The organism is Neisseria sp. P0021.S007, from assembly GCF_051956855.1.
The window spans coordinates 222,245-240,592 of record NZ_JBQCXA010000003.1 but is presented as its reverse complement, the minus strand read 5'-3'; the positions used below and the strand labels follow the sequence as shown (position 1 = coordinate 240,592).

Genomic DNA, 18,348 nt, shown 5'->3' with positions numbered 1-18,348 from the left:
ATATAAGTATTTATTCCTCGCGGAAAATGCCTTTGCTCAGATCACTATTATTCTTACGAGTTTTCCCATTTTCTTTGATAGTCGGATCATCAGGATGGCGCTCTTTATATTCTTTTAGCATTTCTTGCATCTCTGATTTCGATAATTGATATAATTCATTTTTCCCAATATTCACGTAGAAATAGTGTTTCCCAAACTGATACCATCGTTGTTTTTGTTTTAATAAAATTAATCTCCATTGACTATTATCCAAATCACGATAACTGGCAACAACACCTAGGTATTTCAGATGAGAATCCATCTTGATAGGTAATACAGAAACCGTATCAGGGTGTAACATGAATTGGTTTTGTTGAATTAATTTGTCTCCTAAAGTTTCTTTAGCATTATTAGTAAGATCAAAATAGTTTGCTTTTTTAAATTCACCATCAGATGACAGTTGATATAAATCCAATCTTATGGGGGAAGGTTGATCAACTAAATTTGGATTGACATCGGGAGAAACTATGATTTGTACATCAATTTTTTCTCCACTTTCGTCAGATTCTTTTGGTGGTTTATGGTTGGATGCGCATGCGCTTACCATCAAAGATATCATTGCAAATGATATATATTTTATCAGTTTTCCATGCATTTTGGTTACCTAGGTACATCAATAGTGATTGTATTTAATGATAGAAATTTTAAATTAATCGACAGCCTAGATTTTAGGAACTAGTTGGTCTATGACTGTCGATCGAAATACTAAGATTTCTTATTTTACTTAGAATTATAAAGTATTTTTCTTTCTAAGTTTATATTTATATTGGTAATTGAAGTCATGATTGCTTGCGTCGATATTTACGCTCAAAACTTGTTTCCCCTGTGTTGCGCAGGTAAGTAGTTCTTGGCTGATTTGTGGTAGAACCGTATTGGTAAGAATCGCATCGATCATGCGGCCACCTGATTCAACTTCTGTACAACGTGAAGTGATTAGTTTTAACACTTCAGGGGTATAGTGTAGGTCGATGCCATGATTATCTTTAATGCGTTTTACGATACGGTCTAATTGCAATTCAACAATTTTTGAGAGCATATCATCGGATAGCGGATAGTAAGGAATAACTTGCATCCGGCCTAATAAAGCAGCTGGGAAAGTTTTCAGCAGGGGAGTACGCAGGGCTTTAGTTAGGCCTTCTGGAGTAGGCAACATTTCGGGATCATCACACATATCCATAATTAAATCTGTACCAACGTTGGTGGTAAGAATGATAATGGTGTTTTTAAAGTCGATATAGCGGCCCTCGCCATCTTCCATCCAGCCTTTGTCGAATACTTGGAAAAAGATTTCATGAACATCTGGATGTGCTTTTTCTACTTCATCGAGTAAGACAACACTGTAAGGTTTACGACGTACAGCTTCAGTCAATACGCCACCTTCACCATAGCCGACATAACCTGGAGGAGCTCCTTTCAAAGTGGATACAGTATGAGCTTCTTGATATTCACTCATGTTGATGGTAATCACGTTTTGTTCACCACCATATAATGTATCGGCTAGAGCCAGTGCAGTTTCGGTTTTACCCACGCCGGAAGGGCCAGCAAGCATGAAAACACCAATAGGCTTGTTGGGATTGTCTAGATTGGCGCGTGAAGTTTGAATACGGCGGGCAATCGCATCCAAACCGTGGCGTTGGCCGATGATGCGCTTATTTAAGGTATCAGCAAGCTGTAATACAGCCTCAACCTCGTCTTTCATCATTTTTCCGACAGGAATTCCAGTCCAGTCTGCTACAACGTCAGCAACCGTACGACTGTCTACTAACGGCATAACCAAAGGTTGGACGCCTTGCAGTTTTTTCAATTTAGTAACCAGTTCTTTTTGGCGGGTACGCAACTGTTTATTTTCTTCATCGGTTGTTTCTTGTTCAACCTGCATGATTTGTTCACGTACAGCCAATAGCTCGGCAACTAAGTCTGCTTCAGATTTCCATCTGTCTTCTAATTTTTTCAGACGGCCTTCAACCTCAGTTAATTCTTTACCAATATTTGTGATTCTAGCTTCAGAATCAAAACTGAGTTTTTTCTCACGTTCTAAATTTGCTTGCTCAAGTTTTAATGCTTCTGACTTCTTGCGTAGATATTCAATGCTTCCAGGTACAGCATGTTGGCTGACTGCAACACGTGCGCAGGCAGTATCAATCAGGCCTACAGCTTTATCGGGGAGCTGACGTGCTGGAATATAGCGGTGAGAAAGTTTTACAGCAGCCTGGATTGCTTCATCAAGAATAATCACTTTATGGTGTTTTTCTAGAGAAGCATTCAATGCCCTAAGCATGTTGATGGCTTTTTCTTCATCGGGTTCATCTACTTGTACAACTTGGAAGCGACGAGTTAGGGCAGGATCTTTTTCAAAATATTTTTTGTATTCTGCCCATGTGGTTGCACCAATAGTACGAAGTTTGCCACGAGCTAATGCAGGTTTGAGTAAGTTGGCAGCATCACCAGTACCGACAGCTCCACCGGCACCAATTAAAGTATGGATTTCGTCGATGAATAGCACGATTGGGGTTGGGCTGGATTCTACTTCATCCATAACTGCTCTGAGGCGTGATTCAAATTCTCCGCTAACACTGGCACCAGCTTTGAGCAAACCGATATCCAATAGAATTAATTGAACGTCTTTCAACCCAGGCGGAACATCTCCGGCAGCTAAACGTAATGCCAAAGCTTCAACCACAGCAGTCTTACCAACACCGGCTTCACCTGTAAGAATCGGGTTGTTTTGACGGCGACGCATTAGGATGTCAATCATTTGTCTGATTTCAGTGTCACGGCCTGTGATTGGATCTATTTCGCCATTTTTAGCCTTTTCGGTAAGATTGCTGCCGTATTTAGCTAAGGCACTTTCTTTGTGGGTAGCATTAGGCTCGGAAGATAAGGCATTCTGGGTAACATCAAGATTCTCTTCAGAGTTAGCAGTAATAGCAATAATATTGTTTGCCAATGTCTCCGGTTTGATTTTCAGGAACTCAGATGAAATATTGGCCAGAATACCCTGTAAAGTCTTATTTTGCAGCATGGTATAGAAAATATGAGCTGTACGGATTTTGTCTGTACCAAATTTTAGTGAACTGTATGTCCAAGTTTGTTCGACAAGGGTTTGGATATGTTCGGAGAAGTCAATAACGGCAGTAGCACCAACAGGTAATTTTTCTACTGCAGCCAATACATCTTTTCGTGCTTTGACTTCATCTAAGTTAAACTGATTTATCAGGCAGAAGATATCTGTTTTTTCAGTTTGAAGTAGAGAGTGTAGCCAGTGTACTAATTCAACATAGCTGTTTTCTCGAAGACGACAGAAGGTATAGGCATTTTCCAAAGTTTTATACAAAGTAGTATTTAACTTACCAAATAATACGCTGCGGCTGATGTTTGACATAAGACGTCCTTAGTTAAATTATTTCAAATATGTCCAAAAATAGTTTTCTAAAGCTTTTATCGACGATGGCCGTCTGAAAAGCCGATTAATGATTGCTGACAATCAAGTCTTCTGCGTCTCGGGAAACATTTCCCAGCCAAGTTGATAAGCCGAGTTGAGTGTTCCCTCCTAAATCCATCAGTGGAACTTCTTTTTGCATCAGAATAGGTTGAATGTCCCATTCATATTCTTCTGCGGCAAATAAACGAACCCATTCTCGTAAACGGGCTGTATTAATACCGTCTTTAAAGAATGATTGGTAGGCTGGTAAGGTAAGTGGGCCAATAATAATCCGAAATTTACTTTGCACATCATAGAGTTTGTCACCTAGTAGTAAACCATCACCAAGTGTGTAGTTACCCATAATCCCAATTTGCGTTTTCTCTTCTTCAACCTTAACCCAGTACCCCACGTTAGTTTGAATGTTAACGGGAACTTGGAAATAGCGAGTGAGCAGTTGTTGCAGGTTGACTGCAGATCGGCTTTGTTTTATCAATAGACCGGAAAAATAACGTTTGGCAAATTCGTGAATTAAGCCTTTGTTATGTGTGGTCGGAATGTTAAGGCCGTTAAAACTGGCAATATATTTTCCGAAGCGGTCTTCAGCATTTTTATCTAAAGATGTAATGCTTTGGGCATTAGCCCATGCTCGATAGAATAAGATAGCCAGACGGTGTTGCAACATATTTGCAAAACCTGCCCATGCCCGGTCACCGTGTTGATGTTGGCGTTCATAAGCATACTCGGTTAAATGTAGAGGTAGTGGGCCAGATGGGCCAAACAGACCAAATCCATTAATGGAAATTTCTACATAATGTGGTGATAAGGTTACCGATTGGAGATTGCGTGGGGCAAAAGTAAGCGAAGGATTTTGGTGGATCCTTATTTTCTCCATTTTGGGGCTAATAGCTTTGCCTAATATTTGCCCACCAGTAATAAATTTAACGGACTCAAGCTGGCGCAAGAGTGAAAAATAATCATACTTATACGGCTGAGAGGAAACTTTATTTAAAAAGACTGTAAGTTTTTCATCCCAAGCATTGTCTAATGAGTCACCAAAATCTGTTTTAGGGTTGACTGGACTCATATAATCATTCTCTCTCCAATTTCAGACGGCCAAGTAGCAATATGACCTTGCTGGAGCGTGTCAATTCTCAGTTGTACAAATGAGTTAATAGACACCAAACGTCGGAAATAATGGTTTAAAACTGATCCAAATAGGAAAGGATGGACGCCGCCTAATTGAGCTTCGTCTAGTGTAATAGTAATGTTGATTCCTCTGATAGGGGCTGCAACTCCATAATGACGGACTACTTTGTTAATAATTGAGGTTTCAACTCGTGTAATTGATTCAATCTGTTTTTTCAGTAAATCGCTTTCAGAAGAAACAAATACTGTTAAAAGCTCTTTCAAAGCAACAGGCGCATCTTCTTTATCAGTATTCAAGAGCGATAGGTAATTTAAGCTCAATTGATTTAAAAATGACCAAAGTGTCCTATCTTCACTTACTGCTTCTTGAGGCCTTGTTAATTTAGAAATCAGTTTAATTGATTTGACTGGCAAAAATCCCTCAATAAGAAAGTCAGATTCTCCGTCTCGAGGCATGATTAGAGGCAAATCTCTGCTTGTACACCAAGTATCGACAGAAAGGTGTTGTATGTTTGAATTAAAGGCGTAATTCTGATTATTAGCAAGAGATAAAAATACCTCACTACCTAAATAGGAAGAGCGAAAACCATTTTTAGCTGAGTTTTCGGATGGTACTCTATCAGCACGACGAGCAGAAAAATAAGCATGTTGAGTTTGGGACTCAGGAAAGAGTCCTATATCCGGTGCTTTGTACATTGGTGAAAATACTACGGTTTGAAGGTTGTTGGTATCAAAGCCTTTTACTTGCTCGATAGCGTAGACTTCATAATTCAGGGGCTGGGTACGGTCGATAACGACATGGTACTCCTGATCTTGAATATTTACCGGAAAGCGTGAGCTTTTTTTTCTGAATAAGTTGACGACTGGTACGGCATTTACAGAGAAATCATCTACACCGATCAGCTCAGTTAATTCAGGTATTTTATTACTGAATAAAAATGAAAGACTAAAATAGCGTTTACGATAAGTAATAATTTTTTTATTGACTCCCTTATCGTTTACGATTTCCTCTAAATGTTCAGGTACTTTAGGTAAGTGTCCTTTTTTTTCGGCTTGTTGGACGGCTTGTTTAATATTTTTTTGAGAAATAAATAGAAACTTTTCCGGTAGGCGTGAATACTCCTGCATAATTCGGAATGCACTCACCGATTTATCTAAATTAAATGATAAGGCTTCATCTTCTCGAAAACCACGATGTTCTGGTGTAGTAGGTAATGGGTAATACCATTGTTTTGGATTTTCGTAACTGTGGCAAACAACACCCACGCATTCAGAAGCCAATAGAAACAGCAATGAAGATGATTTGGAAAGCTCTGTACCCAAAAATATAGATAATTCATCTGGCAACATCTCTGAACATGTACCTGGTACGCTCAATGAAAAATCCAAACGCAAGGCAGATTGTACTTTCTTACCAGAGGATTGTTTGAGTGCAGGGAGTGCGTTTGGTAAATAACCTATTGAGTCAGTATATTTGGCTTTTTCAATACGAAGTGGCAGAATTTCAGTAGTTTTAGTTACAGAAAATGGACAACTTACTCTAAATTCATCAATAGGCAGAGACCTTAATATTTTTCCTCGTTCCAGTAGATTGATCACATCAGCGTTATATTGATTAGTAGGCTCTAGATTGACAATAGCTGCAGCCGGTTTTTGATTGATGAAGTCAGGATAAACAACTTCTAAGATTCTTTGGACAAAACGAGGATACTCCGCATCCAGTTTAAGTTGGGTGCGTGCAGTAAGAAAACTTACCCCTTCCAAGAGTCTTTCAACATAGGGGTCAGGAATATCAGTTGTATCTAAAGCTAATCTTGAGGCTATCTTAGGATATTGGGCTGCAAACTCTTTACCCATTTCCTTTAGAAAAGTTAGCTCTTTGTTGTAGTAAGACAGTAATTTATTATTCAAGCCCCATTTCCCCCATCTAATAAGTCAAACAATCCTGTTTCAACATCCATGCTGGTTCGGAGCAAGAATTCTTTAGGATAAGGATTGAGTTTCAGGTAACCTTTGATTTCAATAATGAGTTTATTGTGTAAAGCATCGTCATCATCGTCTGAGGTATTTACGATCACTTGTAGAGTCTTATTTTCAAGACGCGGTTCAAAATCGATGATGGCTTGTTTGATATTCTGTTCCACATCTTGCCATTCAATATCGGAAAAATTAATACCAGAAAGGGGAGGGATACCATAATTTAATGTAGAAGAGCGTACATTTTCAGTTAGGTCAATCCCCATAGTTTCTGCTTGCATGTTGCATGTATTCAGTAGATAAAGAATATCACGCAGTACTGCTTGCCGATATTGATCAAGATTAATGACCTGATCGGAGCGTGCCTCTTTTTTTCTGCGTGGCTCTTCATCTGTTAGTCTGTCAAATAAAGAGGGTAACAGTTGATTTTTGAATTGCGACATGTTTAATTGTTGGGTTTGAAAGATGGATAGATTTTAATGATTTTGTTCAAATCTAATATTACAAATATCTAAAAGGCCAAAATCATGGTTGTCGGTATACAAAGTTTTTTGACCAACCCCTGTAAAGAGTTGCTCTGCTATTTCTATCCAGTCAGTTTGTGAACATTTCATTAGTAGATCTGACCATGCTGTTTCTTCACCAGGCATAACAGCATAACGAGCAGGGCTGGTACATTGAATACATTCACCATTAGTAAATTTGATTTCAGACGGCCTCCAAATGATGTCCAGTAAGGAACTTGGTGTCTTGAAAGAAATATTTTCAATAGAATTCCATGTTTGCCAGTAGTAGTGACCTTGATAGAAATATTCATAAACGAAGGCGGTACGTACGTCTCCATCCATAATCCAGTCACTATCAATCTCGGAAACTGATTTATCTGCTAAAAGGTAAGTAATATGTACGGGCGAGCCTTCTATATTCTCAGATAGCACAGTATAATCATCGACAAGGGCTTTATTTTTCTGTTCTGAAACATGGGCAACTAAAGAGAGTTGCTTTTGAAGAATATCAAGTTTGCTTGCGTGTTGTTCTAGTGTTTTTGGTTTTTGTTGGGCTTCCAAAACTGCCTGACGCCGCATTTCAGCAGAAATATTTTCAATAAGATAAAGCATTAAAGGTTTTTGGGTATGAGGAAACAGTTTTTGATATTGTCCAATCTGTTTTAAAGCCTGTTCCCATTTTGCGCACAGACACTGATATTGAATCAGTGCTAAACGATGTTCTTGATTGTCAGGATTTGAACGTACAAGCTCAATCATCTCTGATAATTTAGTCTTCAAATCCATTTCAATGATCCCTTATTTAATTTATAAAGATGAATAATAGAAGTTAAAAACAAGATTAATTTTTCAGTTAAGTAGTGCCGTCTGAAAAGTGAAAACATTTATATATAAAGCCTGACTTAAAAACGCCTTTTAAGTCAGGCTTTTTTAATTAAATCTACATATCAATTATGCAGATTTGTTTTCTTTGATATTGAAGGCCATTTGAACTTCAGCACCTTTAGAACCTTTATCGGTTTGTTCCCAATATTGGTTTTTCACTTTTGCAGCTTGGAATGAATAACGCATTTTCAGAGCATCATTGTCTTGTACGCCAATGAATTTCACACCGGTCACTAAGACATCTTCTAATGTAGTGCGTGAGTATTCAATTTGTTCACCACCAGCTTTACATACAGAAATTTCTACTTTGCTCAAGTGTTGGCCAGTAGCGCAGTTTTTCAAAATGGTTGGAGCTGCTTTATCGATAGCAGCAACTACGGTCAAGTCATTGAAATTGACTTTACCGGCACCACCGCCACCACCGCTAGTCATTGAACCAGGTTGCTCTGCACCCCAGTCAAAACTTTCGATGTTAGTCCAGTCTTTGTGGTTAGAATCTTTTGATTCGCCATTTACACCTTCAACTTTCATGAACATATCAATAGCCATTTTTTACTCTCCTAGTTAAAAAATACAAGCGATTTAACAACAGGGCACTAAATATACCCAACTAAATAAACTAAGCCTGACTATTCTTGTTTAGTCGAAGGCAATTTGGAAACCAAGCGTAGAGAAACGGTAAGCCCCTCAAGTTGATAATGAGGACGCAGGAAGAACTTAGAAGTGTAGTATCCTGGATTATCTTCTACTTCTTCTACAACTACCTCTGCAGCAGCTAATGGTTTGCGTGCTTTCGTTTCTTGCGTAGAGTTGGCAGGGTCTCCATCTACATAATTCATAATCCATTCGTTCAACCAGCGTTCCATGTCATCACGTTCGCGGAATGAGCCAACTTTGTCACGAACAATACATTTTAAGTAGTGTGCGAAACGGCAGCATGCGAATAAATAAGGCAAGCGAGCAGATAAACGTGCATTGGCGGTAGCATCTGGATCATAATATTCAGATGGTTTATGCAAAGATTGCGCACCGATAAATGCAGCTAAATCCGTGTTCTTGCGATGAATTAATGGCATAAAGCCCAATGCAGCCAATTCTGCCTCTCGGCGGTCGCTAATGGCGATTTCTGTTGGGCATTTCATGTCTACACCACCATCATCGGTTGGGAATGTGTGGCAGGGAAGATTTTCAACGATACCGCCTGATTCCACACCGCGAATAGCGGTACACCAACCATAGTATTTAAATGAGCGATTAATATTTACTGCCATTGCATAAGCAGCATTGGCCCAAGTATATTTATTGTGATCTGCACCTTCTGTTTCCTCTTCGAAGTCAAATTCGTCTACAGGATTTGTTGTGGCACCATAAGGCAGGCGAGACAGGAAACGAGGCAGGGCTAAACCGATATAACGTGAATCTTCGGATTCACGCAGGCTTCGCCATGGAGCATATTCGGCATTTTGGAAAATTTTACTTAAGTCGCGCGGATTAGCTAATTCTTGCCAAGACTCCATTTGCATTAATTTGGGAGATGCACCAGCAATAAATGGACAGTGTGCAGCCGCTGCAATCTTCTCAAGACTATTGAGCATTTCTACATCAGGGGCAGAGTGATCAAAATAATAGTCACCTACTAAGCAACCAAAGGGTTCACCGCCAAATTGGCCGTATTCTTCCTCATAAATACGTTTAAAGAGTGGGCTTTGATCCCAAGCCGTACCTTTAAAGCGTTTTAAATTACGAGCAACTTCCTTTTTGGAAATAGGTAATACTTTGATTTTCAGTAAAGTATCTGTTTCGGTATTGGTCACTAAATGATGCAGGCCGCGCCATTCACCTTCAAGCTTTTGAAAGTCCTCATGATGCAAGATCAAGTTGATTTGTTCAGAAAGCTTTCTGTCAATTTCGGCAATAATTGCTTCAATGGTTTGATAGGTATCATCTGAAATGGTGACGACATTTTGTAAGGCTTGCTGAGCCAATGTTGCGACTGCATTAGTTACAGCGCTTTTAGCTTCTTCCGTTTTAGGTTTGAATTCTTTTTGAAGCAGCTGTTCAAATTCATTGGTTGCAAACACATGTTGCGAACTGCCATTTTCTAGGGTATCTAATTGTTTTTCAGCCATGATTTACTTTCACTTCTAGTTTTATTAGAGACTATTGTTCATTTTTGGATGTTGATTTGGGCGCGGCTGCAAGACTTTTTAGTAATTCGCTGTCTCCTAAGACTTTTCCAATTAGTTCTTCAGCCCCACTTTTACCATCCATATATGAGAGTAAATTAGACAGTTCTGTACGTGCCTGTAAAAGCTCATTTAGAGGTGCTACTTTTTTAGCTATCGCAGCCGGTGAGAAGTCATCCATGCTTTCCAATTCGAGTTCTACATTCAAATTCCCTTCACCTGTCAATGTATTTTTTACGTTGAAGGCGACACGAGGTTTAAGGGCTTTCATGCGTTCGTCGAAATTGTCTACATCAATTTCTAAGAATTTTCGTTCGGCCAAGTCAGGCAGTGGCTCGACAGGTTTACCAACCAAATCTGCCATAACACCCATAACGAAAGGCAGTTCAATCTTTTTCTCTGAGCCATACAACTCTACGTCATATTCAATTTGCACGCGAGGAGCTCGATTGCGGGCAATAAACTTTTGACCTGATGATTTATTTCGTGACATGGTTATAACCTTAGGATAATTAATAATGTTGTATATCTAAAAGATATTTACGAAATTGTGGATGAGGTTTACTAATTTTAGGAATTTGCTGTATCTTCATCTGGTTTGCCAATTAAAACTTCTAAATTGACAATACTTTCTGGGCTAATATCTTTCATGATGTCATAAAAGTTCATATTCATTTGTCGTTGCACTCTGCGGATAAACAGTGGTGCAGGGTGGCTGGGCTCAAGAGTTTCAAAATAAATGCAGATTTTCTCTAAAGCCAGATCAACATCAGCGCGATTTTTAATATTCAGACGGCGCCATGCATCAGCCTCTTGAATAGATTGTTCTTGCGTAATAGCCAAGCTGTTAGTTTCAGAGGGTAACTCAGGCTGTTCTGTCTGCTGTACTGAGGGAGTGCTCCCATCATTATAGTTGATGGCTTTGTGAATTAGGGTAAGGGGTTTCTGAATAACATCAAAATCAAGTGAGTGTTCATCCTGTAAATTAGACGAGAAAATGCGTTGGATGTCTTTCAGACAGTCCAATGCTTGAATTAATGCAGTTAATTCAGGTTTCCCTGTATCGGCATTTACTCTAATATCGAGCATTAGCCGCTCTTTACCTCCTGGATAATTTTGTGAATCATTTCCTTGTAGTATGGAAACAGCTTCTTTGACAGTAATTGGTTGTTGAGTTAACCCATTTATCAATAATTTAGATGCAAGAATCTCTTTGATGATGCCATCAAGTGTAGTAAAGGAGCTAAGGGCATTGATCCTGTAAAAGGGATCAAATTCACCGTCTTCATCTTCAAGTTTGGGGTAAATGGATTCCCAATATAAGTCTATATTAGCTCTAATTGCTTCGCAGCCAGCGTAGAACCCTACGAGTCCATGTTTGGCAGTAAGAGCTTGTGCATAATAAGCCAAGACATGTAAATCTTTAGACTCGGCTAGCAATTGATTGCACAACTTTTCTACTGTTGCCCAGTCGGCCTCTTCTGCCGGAATAATCGTGTCACCATATTGTTGTTCTGGTTTGCCTTCAGCTACGCTTTGTAGTTCTAAAAAGCGGCTATCGTATTCGATATTTACACCTTCGGGACTGTCGATAGAGATAGGCTCGTCCCATCGAGGAAATGTGTTCATCTACTTATAATCCAAATAACTTATTAAACAGTGAGCATGAGGGGAGGCCTTCATGTTTTATGTGGTAACCGCTTTCAATCTCTTGCCAAAAACTACCAATGCCGTCTGAATCAGATAAAAAGTTGTGAAAGGATTCAGAGAGGATAGAGCTCTCTGTTGTATCACTACTGTAAAAATCTTCGATACAATATTCCCCTTCTTTTAATATCTTGCGAAAGGAATTTTTTTTCTTTAAAAGAAAAAAAAGAGAATCAAGTGATTCGGGAATAGAGCTAGGTTTATAAAATAACACAAATGGGTATTTTCTGCCAATTTTATCAGAACTACCAGCAGCCATACCAGTATAAATAAGATCATCGGGTAATTTGATGCAAAATAGCCAAATTTGCAAAGGGGAATATGTTTTTCGAGTGAATGAAATTAATTTGTTTTGGCCGGAGCATCGGTTAAACCAGTTATCCCAAAAGAATCTATCATGAGTTTGAAGATTCTCGGAGAAAATAAAATCACGGGATTGATTCAGTTTGCCAAAAAAATAGACTTCATTTTGCTTAAACATAAGTAGTCATCACAAGAGAAGAGTTTTTAGATTCCCAAGTTGCTAATTAGATACAACTGCTAAGACTCGTACTCTAGCATAATTTGATGTGTTGATAAATATAAATTTAAACCACTTGAAATAATAACTAAAGAAATGTAAATAATCTTTAAAAATATGCGCTTACTATATGATATTATAGATAATAAAGTTTATCAAATACAGTTTTATTTATAGCTTATTGTTTGTTATAATTTTTGCAAAATAATGTGTTCAAAGTCCTCAGAAAGTGATTGAGGTTCCTTGTTTTGAGGTTTCTACTTGTAGATTAATTAGGATTTCGACGGAGTAATCGCATGTCCTCTTCCGGTAACACCATAGGTATTCTTGTTCCTCAGCCTTCTGCACCTGCCATGGTGTCTCAAGGTTCTGCCAATCCGCCTGAGCCGCTGACTAATGCAGCCGGGCCGGTAGATGTGATAGAGATGGTGGCCGATGTTGCCTCTAGTGCCCTTTCTTTGGTTGCTCCTGACTCTGCTGCAGCTAATGTGGCTGATGCTGTATCTGATGTGGTTTCGCTCGCTTCAATGGTCCCAGGTTTGCCTAGTGTTAGACTGCCTTCACGAAAGATGGTCAGTGGTTTTGGCGGGGGCAGCGGAGCAGGTTCTGATGGTGGGGTAGTTACTTCTGGTCATGGTCACTGTATTCCCTGTAAGGTTGCAGCAGCTATCGGTAATCCTGTCAATGCCGTACTCGGTATCAAAGTATTATTTGATGAAACAGAGACTGACTTTGCATTTGACTCCCCGCTTCCACTTGTTTGGCAGCGCAGCTACTATTCCGACCAAATAGGCAACGGCTGGCTGGGACAGGGTTGGTCGCTGCCGTTCTCCATGCGTCTTGTCCGCACTGCCGACGGTTTCCTCTATATTGATGAACAGGGCAGGGAAATTTCGTTGCCGGATATCAGCGACGAAGCGGACGAGCCTTATTCCGCAGCCGACGAAGATGAAGACGATTTATATGAAGAAGAGGCTGCCCCAAGACCTGCTTCCGCCGAAGAAGATCCCTACGGTCTGGATAACGCCTATTTTGATCCTTACGAACAAATCTTCTTTTCTCAGATTTCAGACGACCTCTACCAAATCGCCTCCCCCGACGGCGGCGCACGGCTACTGTTTGCCGAAGTCGATTCCGGCTGCGGCATTTTCCAACTGGTCGCACAACTCGACCGCAACGGCCGCCATATCCGCCTCTGCTACAACGACAACGGACTGCCGCACAGCATTTACGACGGCAGTGGCCGACACTTTCAGCCCGTATTCTCCTCCATCCGTCTGCACGACAACGATCCCGACTTCGACCCGGCCGGAGAACGGGACGTATTCGTTTCCGAAGACGAACGTTTCTACGTCAACCGCCTTACTTCCGTCACCTTCAACGGCAAGGAATTGGTGCGCTACGACTACGACGGCTGCGGCAATTTGACCGCCGTTTACGGACGAGACGGCAAAAAACTGCGCGGTTTCGCCTACCGAAACCACATCATGGTCGAACATAGCCAACCCGACGGACTGGTGTCCCGCTACGAATACGACCGTTACGACGCCGACGGCAAAGTGCTTAAAAGCAGCAACAACCTCGGTGAAGAATGGACGTTCGCCTACCGCAAAGACCATACCGTCGTTACCGACGCATTGGGACGGACGGAAGTGTACGGTTTCGACGAAAACCGCGAACTCGTCTACCGCATCGACGCCGACGGACAACGCAGCGACAGCGAACGCGACGACTATGGCCGCATTACCGTAGAACGCGACCCCCTCGGACACGAAACCCGCTATCTCTACGATACCGAAGGCAATGTCATCGCTATCACCGCCCCGGACGGCAGCAGCACTCAAATCGACTACCACGAAACCCTCAACCTGCCGATTGCCGTCAACGATCCCGCAGGCAGGATTACCGCCTACGATTACGACGGACGCGGCAACCTCATCAGCATCACCGATCCCGCCGGTTACACCACAAGCTACGGCTACAACGCCCGATGGCTGCCCGAAACCATTACCGACGCCTTAGGCAAAACCCGACGCCTACACTACGACACCCTCGACCAACTCGTCAGCTTCACCGACTGTACCGGCGAAACCACCCGCTTCGGTTACACCGAATACGGCGATCTCGAAACCGTTACCGATGCGCTGGGCCATACCACCCGCCACCACTACGACGCAGCGGGCAACCCCGTCCGTACCGACTACCCCGACGGCAGTCACGAAACCTTCGAATACGACCGCCTCAACCGTCTGACCGCCCACATCGACGGACTCGGTGCCAAAACCGCCTACGAACTCGCAGTGGACGGACTGCCGCTCAAACGCACCAACGCGCTGGGCCATACCTACGCCTACGCCTACGACAAAGCCCGCCGTCTGACCGTCCTCACCAACGAAAACGGCGAAACCTACCGTCTCGATTACGACCGAACCGACAACCTGATCCAAGAAACCGGCTGGGACGGCAAAATCACCGCCTACGGCTACGATGTCGCCGGACAACTGGTCCACCAGACCGAATACGGCCAAAGCAATCATGAAGGCCGTCTGAAAGACCGTCCCGAAACTTGGCACATCCATCATTTCAAACGCAACATCCTCGGCCAACTGATCGAAAAACAAAGCCGCAAAGTCTCCGGTCGCAACGGACAAAGCAAAGATGAAGGCATCAGCCGCACCCGTTTCGAATACGACCCGATTACCGGCAACCTGACCAAAGCCCGCAACCAGCACAGCAGCGTCGAACTCGCCTACGACGAACTCGACCGCCTCATCGGCGAAACCACCGTCCACAACGGCCAAAGCGCCACCGTAGGCTACCAATACGACCCGTTGGGCAACCGCATCCGCACCATCCTGCCCGACGGCCGCCCTATCGATTACCTTTACTACGGCAGCGGACACCTGCACCAAATCAGCCTCGACGGCGAAGTCATAACCGACATCGAACGCGACAAACTGCACCGCGAAATCCAAAGGACGCAGGGCAGCATCAGCAGCCTGTACGACTACGACCCCATGGGTCGTTTGAAAAGCCAGCGTACCGTCTGGAGCGGCACACCAACACTCCGCGGCAAACAAAACCCATTGGCCGGCGGCGCCGTCAACCGCCGCTACGCCTACGACAAAGCCGGCAACCTCATTCAAAGCGCCGACCAAAGAAGCGGCGTCCTTAATTACGTTTACGACAAAATCGGACGTATTCAGGAAGCCCGCAACAGCCAAAGCGGCCGCAGCGAAACCTTCGCCTTCGACCCCGCCCACAACATCCTTTCCGACAAAGCGGCCGAAGGAAAGGGCAACAATCTTGTCAGCGGCAACCGCCTCAAAGAATACAACGGCATCGAATACACCTACGACGCATTGGGCAACCTAATCTACCGCCAGCTGCCCAACGGCGAAAACCAATATTACCAATACGATCTCGAAAACCAACTCGTCCGCGCCGAAATCAAAAAGCCCGCCGGCAATACCGAGATTTGGACATACGCCTACGACCCGTTCGGACGACGTCTTTCTAAAGAACGCCAAGACAAACTTGCCTGGACCAGTACCGACCCGAAACGCACCCACTTCGTCTGGGACGGAACGCGATTACTTCAGGAGTACACCTACAAAGGCAGCTACACCTATATCTACACCGACCAAGACAGCTACGAACCGCTGGCGCAAATCTTTGACAACGCCAAAGACAGCAAACAATACCTCGCCTATTTCCACAATGATCAAATCAGCATACCGAGGGAAATGACTGACATCCACGGCAATCTCTTATGGTACGGCGAATACACCGCCTGGGGCCGTCTGAAAAAGGACGAGCGGGTTTACAAGAATGCGCACCAGCCGTTCAGATTGCAAAACCAATACTTCGATGAAGAGACCGGACTGCATTACAACCTGATGCGGTATTACGAGCCTGAGGCCGGGCGGTTTGTGAATCAGGATCCGATTGGGCTGTTGGGTGGGGATAATCTGTATGCTTTTGCGCCAAGTACACAGGCTTGGGTTGATCCTTTAGGGCTAGCTAATTTATTTGATATAGGTACCTATGGGAGTCTTAATAGTAGTACTCATGTTGGAGATGGCTTACAAGCCCATGAGTTAATTAGGCATGAAGCATTAGTTCAAAATGGTTATACAACTAAAAATAATCGATTAAGCCAGAATCCAGCTATTGCTTTAGATTTGGATCATCATACAAGAGGGCCAGCAAAAGATACTAGAGGGATTGGTGGCACTCATTACCATGAAGCAGAGATTAGGCGTTCTCATTATGGTTTGGGTAGAAATCAAATGCATACTGATTTACATCGAGAGATTGATATTGCTCAAGGAGGATTGAGAAAAACGGGAACTCCTAAAGCTCAAAGAAAACGATTAAGAAAAGAAGCTAAAAAATTTCTTAGAAAATTGAAAAAAACAGGTAAGAAATGTCCTTAAATTTTTAGGAGAATTTAAATGAAAAAAAATGGATACGTTAATTTTAACTTTTTAGATAGTAAGTCCAATATAAATGATATATTAGTTGGGCTAGATTTAGACTATTCAAATAAAGTGATAGCGCCAGATGGTCATGAGTTAGCATTGATCGCTTTCATACCGATTGAGAATTTATTAACTATTGCACCTCAATTTAAAACAGATTTTCAGGGGAAGGAATATAAAGATAAAGCAATTTACGTTTTTTCTTATTATGATAAAGAAGATTATTTTCTTGACTACATTACTGAAATTGACGATGCTATTCAAGGATACACGAAAGTTATCGTCGGAGATAAAAGTCAGTTCAAGTTTAACCTAGATGAATTTTATCCAATTAATCCTATTGAGAATTTAGATGAAATGAGTTTTTTAGGAGGACAACCTGAATATTTACAACAAGAAGGTGATGATTTTCTAGAAAAATATATTTTCATAGGTCAAATCTTAGGAATGGATCTACCTAAAGAAGTAAATGAAATTTTTTATTTAACTGAGAACATAGGATATATTTTTATAAATCGAGATCTATCGGGTGGATTATTCTTCGTACAAACGACTTAAACAAATATTTAATCATATAGTAAGTCATCTTCCACATGAAACGTTAAATTCTAGCAAGCCGTAGCTCGGACAAAGCCTTCAGTCCTGACGTAGAGTGTATGTTGCATGCACGCAGTTTCTGTTTTTCAGACGACCTCACTATCTTCTTTGAGGTCGTCTGAACCATTTGTTCTTTAACAATCTCATTGGCAGTTAACATAGAGGTTGTCTGAAAACTAACTTTCAGACAACCTTCATCTTATTTTGTCAAAATTCTGCGCACGAAAGGGTTTTCATATCATACTGCTGCCTTTGAAATAGAATAAAAGGCGTATATAAAATCATGTGGGAGAATGATTTCAGATACTAAACGGCAGGGATTAATTTCTAGGAAACAGGCAGCAAGACTGCGTAGAATTATTGGTAAATGTTCCTATTTTATTAATGTAAATATATTAGAAAGGGTTAATATGACCTACTTGATTAAGCCATATGAATCAATTGGTGATTTTGTATTTGGTACTTCTCTTGAGGACGTACAAGAAAAATATGGAAAACCAGCAAGAATGGTTGAAGATAATATTATGAATAATAAGGTGGAATATAGGAATGCTTGTGAGTTAGTTTATGAAAACGATAAATTGGTTTATGGATATTGCTTAAAAGATTCTAATCCCATATTAGGAGATATTGATATATTTAAAAATTCAATCGAAGACCTTAAAGCCATCGATTCAGAATTTATCGAAGGAAAAAAATATATTCTTTTTAAGAATCTCGGGATTTGTATAGGAGGTATGACAGGGAAAAAAATTCCTGAAGGCAAGTTATTAATTGCATTTGATAAAAATCACTTTGATTTTTTTGAATGTTTTATCAAGGTGTAATCGAACTGTAGCAAATGAAACTTCCAATTCCGATGTAGGGTAAGCCGCAG

Annotated in this window: 14 protein-coding genes; 3 read left to right on the top strand and 11 right to left on the bottom strand. The window is 41.5% G+C overall.

Annotated features, from left to right (window positions below):
* Positions 1-10 precede the first annotated feature (10 nt).
* From tssJ to ACTHUR_RS06450, 11 genes are all read right to left on the bottom strand, one after another.
* Complete coding sequence (gene tssJ / locus ACTHUR_RS06500; protein ID WP_004520036.1) at positions 11-634, bottom strand: type VI secretion system lipoprotein TssJ; 624 nt, start codon at positions 632-634, stop codon at positions 11-13.
* Between the two features lie 135 nt (positions 635-769).
* On the bottom strand, positions 770-3,421 hold the full coding sequence (gene tssH, locus ACTHUR_RS06495) for a type VI secretion system ATPase TssH (RefSeq protein WP_004520037.1): 2,652 nt from the start codon (positions 3,419-3,421) through the stop codon (positions 770-772).
* An 85-nt stretch (positions 3,422-3,506) separates the two neighbouring features.
* On the bottom strand, positions 3,507-4,547 hold the full coding sequence (tssG, locus tag ACTHUR_RS06490; protein ID WP_004520038.1) for a type VI secretion system baseplate subunit TssG: 1,041 nt from the start codon (positions 4,545-4,547) through the stop codon (positions 3,507-3,509).
* A complete protein-coding gene (locus ACTHUR_RS06485; RefSeq protein ID WP_049337059.1) occupies positions 4,544-6,520 on the bottom strand; it encodes a type VI secretion system baseplate subunit TssF in 1,977 nt (658 codons plus the stop codon). Before ACTHUR_RS06485 ends, tssG begins: the two co-directional genes overlap by 4 nt.
* A complete protein-coding gene (gene tssE, locus ACTHUR_RS06480) occupies positions 6,517-7,029 on the bottom strand; it encodes a type VI secretion system baseplate subunit TssE (RefSeq protein ID WP_004520041.1) in 513 nt (170 codons plus the stop codon). The genes ACTHUR_RS06485 and tssE overlap by 4 nt, the downstream gene beginning before the upstream one ends.
* A gap of 33 nt (positions 7,030-7,062) precedes the next feature.
* Complete coding sequence (locus ACTHUR_RS06475; RefSeq protein WP_004520042.1) at positions 7,063-7,878, bottom strand: type VI secretion system accessory protein TagJ; 816 nt, start codon at positions 7,876-7,878, stop codon at positions 7,063-7,065.
* A gap of 165 nt (positions 7,879-8,043) precedes the next feature.
* Positions 8,044-8,526: an Hcp family type VI secretion system effector gene (locus ACTHUR_RS06470; RefSeq protein WP_003761730.1), complete on the bottom strand. Its 483-nt coding sequence runs from the start codon at positions 8,524-8,526 to the stop codon at positions 8,044-8,046.
* Positions 8,527-8,606: 80 nt separating this feature from the next.
* Complete coding sequence (gene tssC / locus ACTHUR_RS06465) at positions 8,607-10,106, bottom strand: type VI secretion system contractile sheath large subunit (RefSeq protein WP_004520043.1); 1,500 nt, start codon at positions 10,104-10,106, stop codon at positions 8,607-8,609.
* Between the two features lie 31 nt (positions 10,107-10,137).
* The gene (gene tssB, locus ACTHUR_RS06460) at positions 10,138-10,656 is read right to left on the bottom strand and encodes a type VI secretion system contractile sheath small subunit (protein ID WP_004520044.1); all 519 of its coding nucleotides are present in this window, start codon (positions 10,654-10,656) and stop codon (positions 10,138-10,140) included.
* Between the two features lie 77 nt (positions 10,657-10,733).
* Positions 10,734-11,792 (bottom strand): type VI secretion system protein TssA, encoded by a 1,059-nt coding sequence (gene tssA, locus ACTHUR_RS06455; RefSeq protein ID WP_049337063.1) that lies wholly within the window; start codon positions 11,790-11,792, stop codon positions 10,734-10,736.
* Positions 11,793-11,796: 4 nt separating this feature from the next.
* Complete coding sequence (locus ACTHUR_RS06450) at positions 11,797-12,351, bottom strand: TagF domain-containing protein (RefSeq protein ID WP_049337065.1); 555 nt, start codon at positions 12,349-12,351, stop codon at positions 11,797-11,799.
* Positions 12,352-12,686: 335 nt separating this feature from the next.
* Between ACTHUR_RS06450 and ACTHUR_RS06445 the strand changes: the two genes are divergently transcribed.
* From ACTHUR_RS06445 to ACTHUR_RS06435, 3 genes are all read left to right on the top strand, one after another.
* Positions 12,687-16,829, top strand: a complete 4,143-nt coding sequence (locus tag ACTHUR_RS06445) for a DUF6531 domain-containing protein (protein WP_440361191.1) — start codon at positions 12,687-12,689, stop codon at positions 16,827-16,829.
* 18 nt (positions 16,830-16,847) lie between these two features.
* Positions 16,848-17,432: a hypothetical protein gene (locus ACTHUR_RS06440; RefSeq protein WP_004521126.1), complete on the top strand. Its 585-nt coding sequence runs from the start codon at positions 16,848-16,850 to the stop codon at positions 17,430-17,432.
* Positions 17,433-17,881: 449 nt separating this feature from the next.
* Positions 17,882-18,298 carry a CTP synthase gene (locus tag ACTHUR_RS06435; RefSeq protein WP_440361190.1) on the top strand — a complete coding sequence of 139 codons (417 nt, stop codon included), beginning with the start codon at positions 17,882-17,884 and terminating at the stop codon, positions 18,296-18,298.
* The last annotated feature ends 50 nt before the right edge of the window (positions 18,299-18,348 follow it).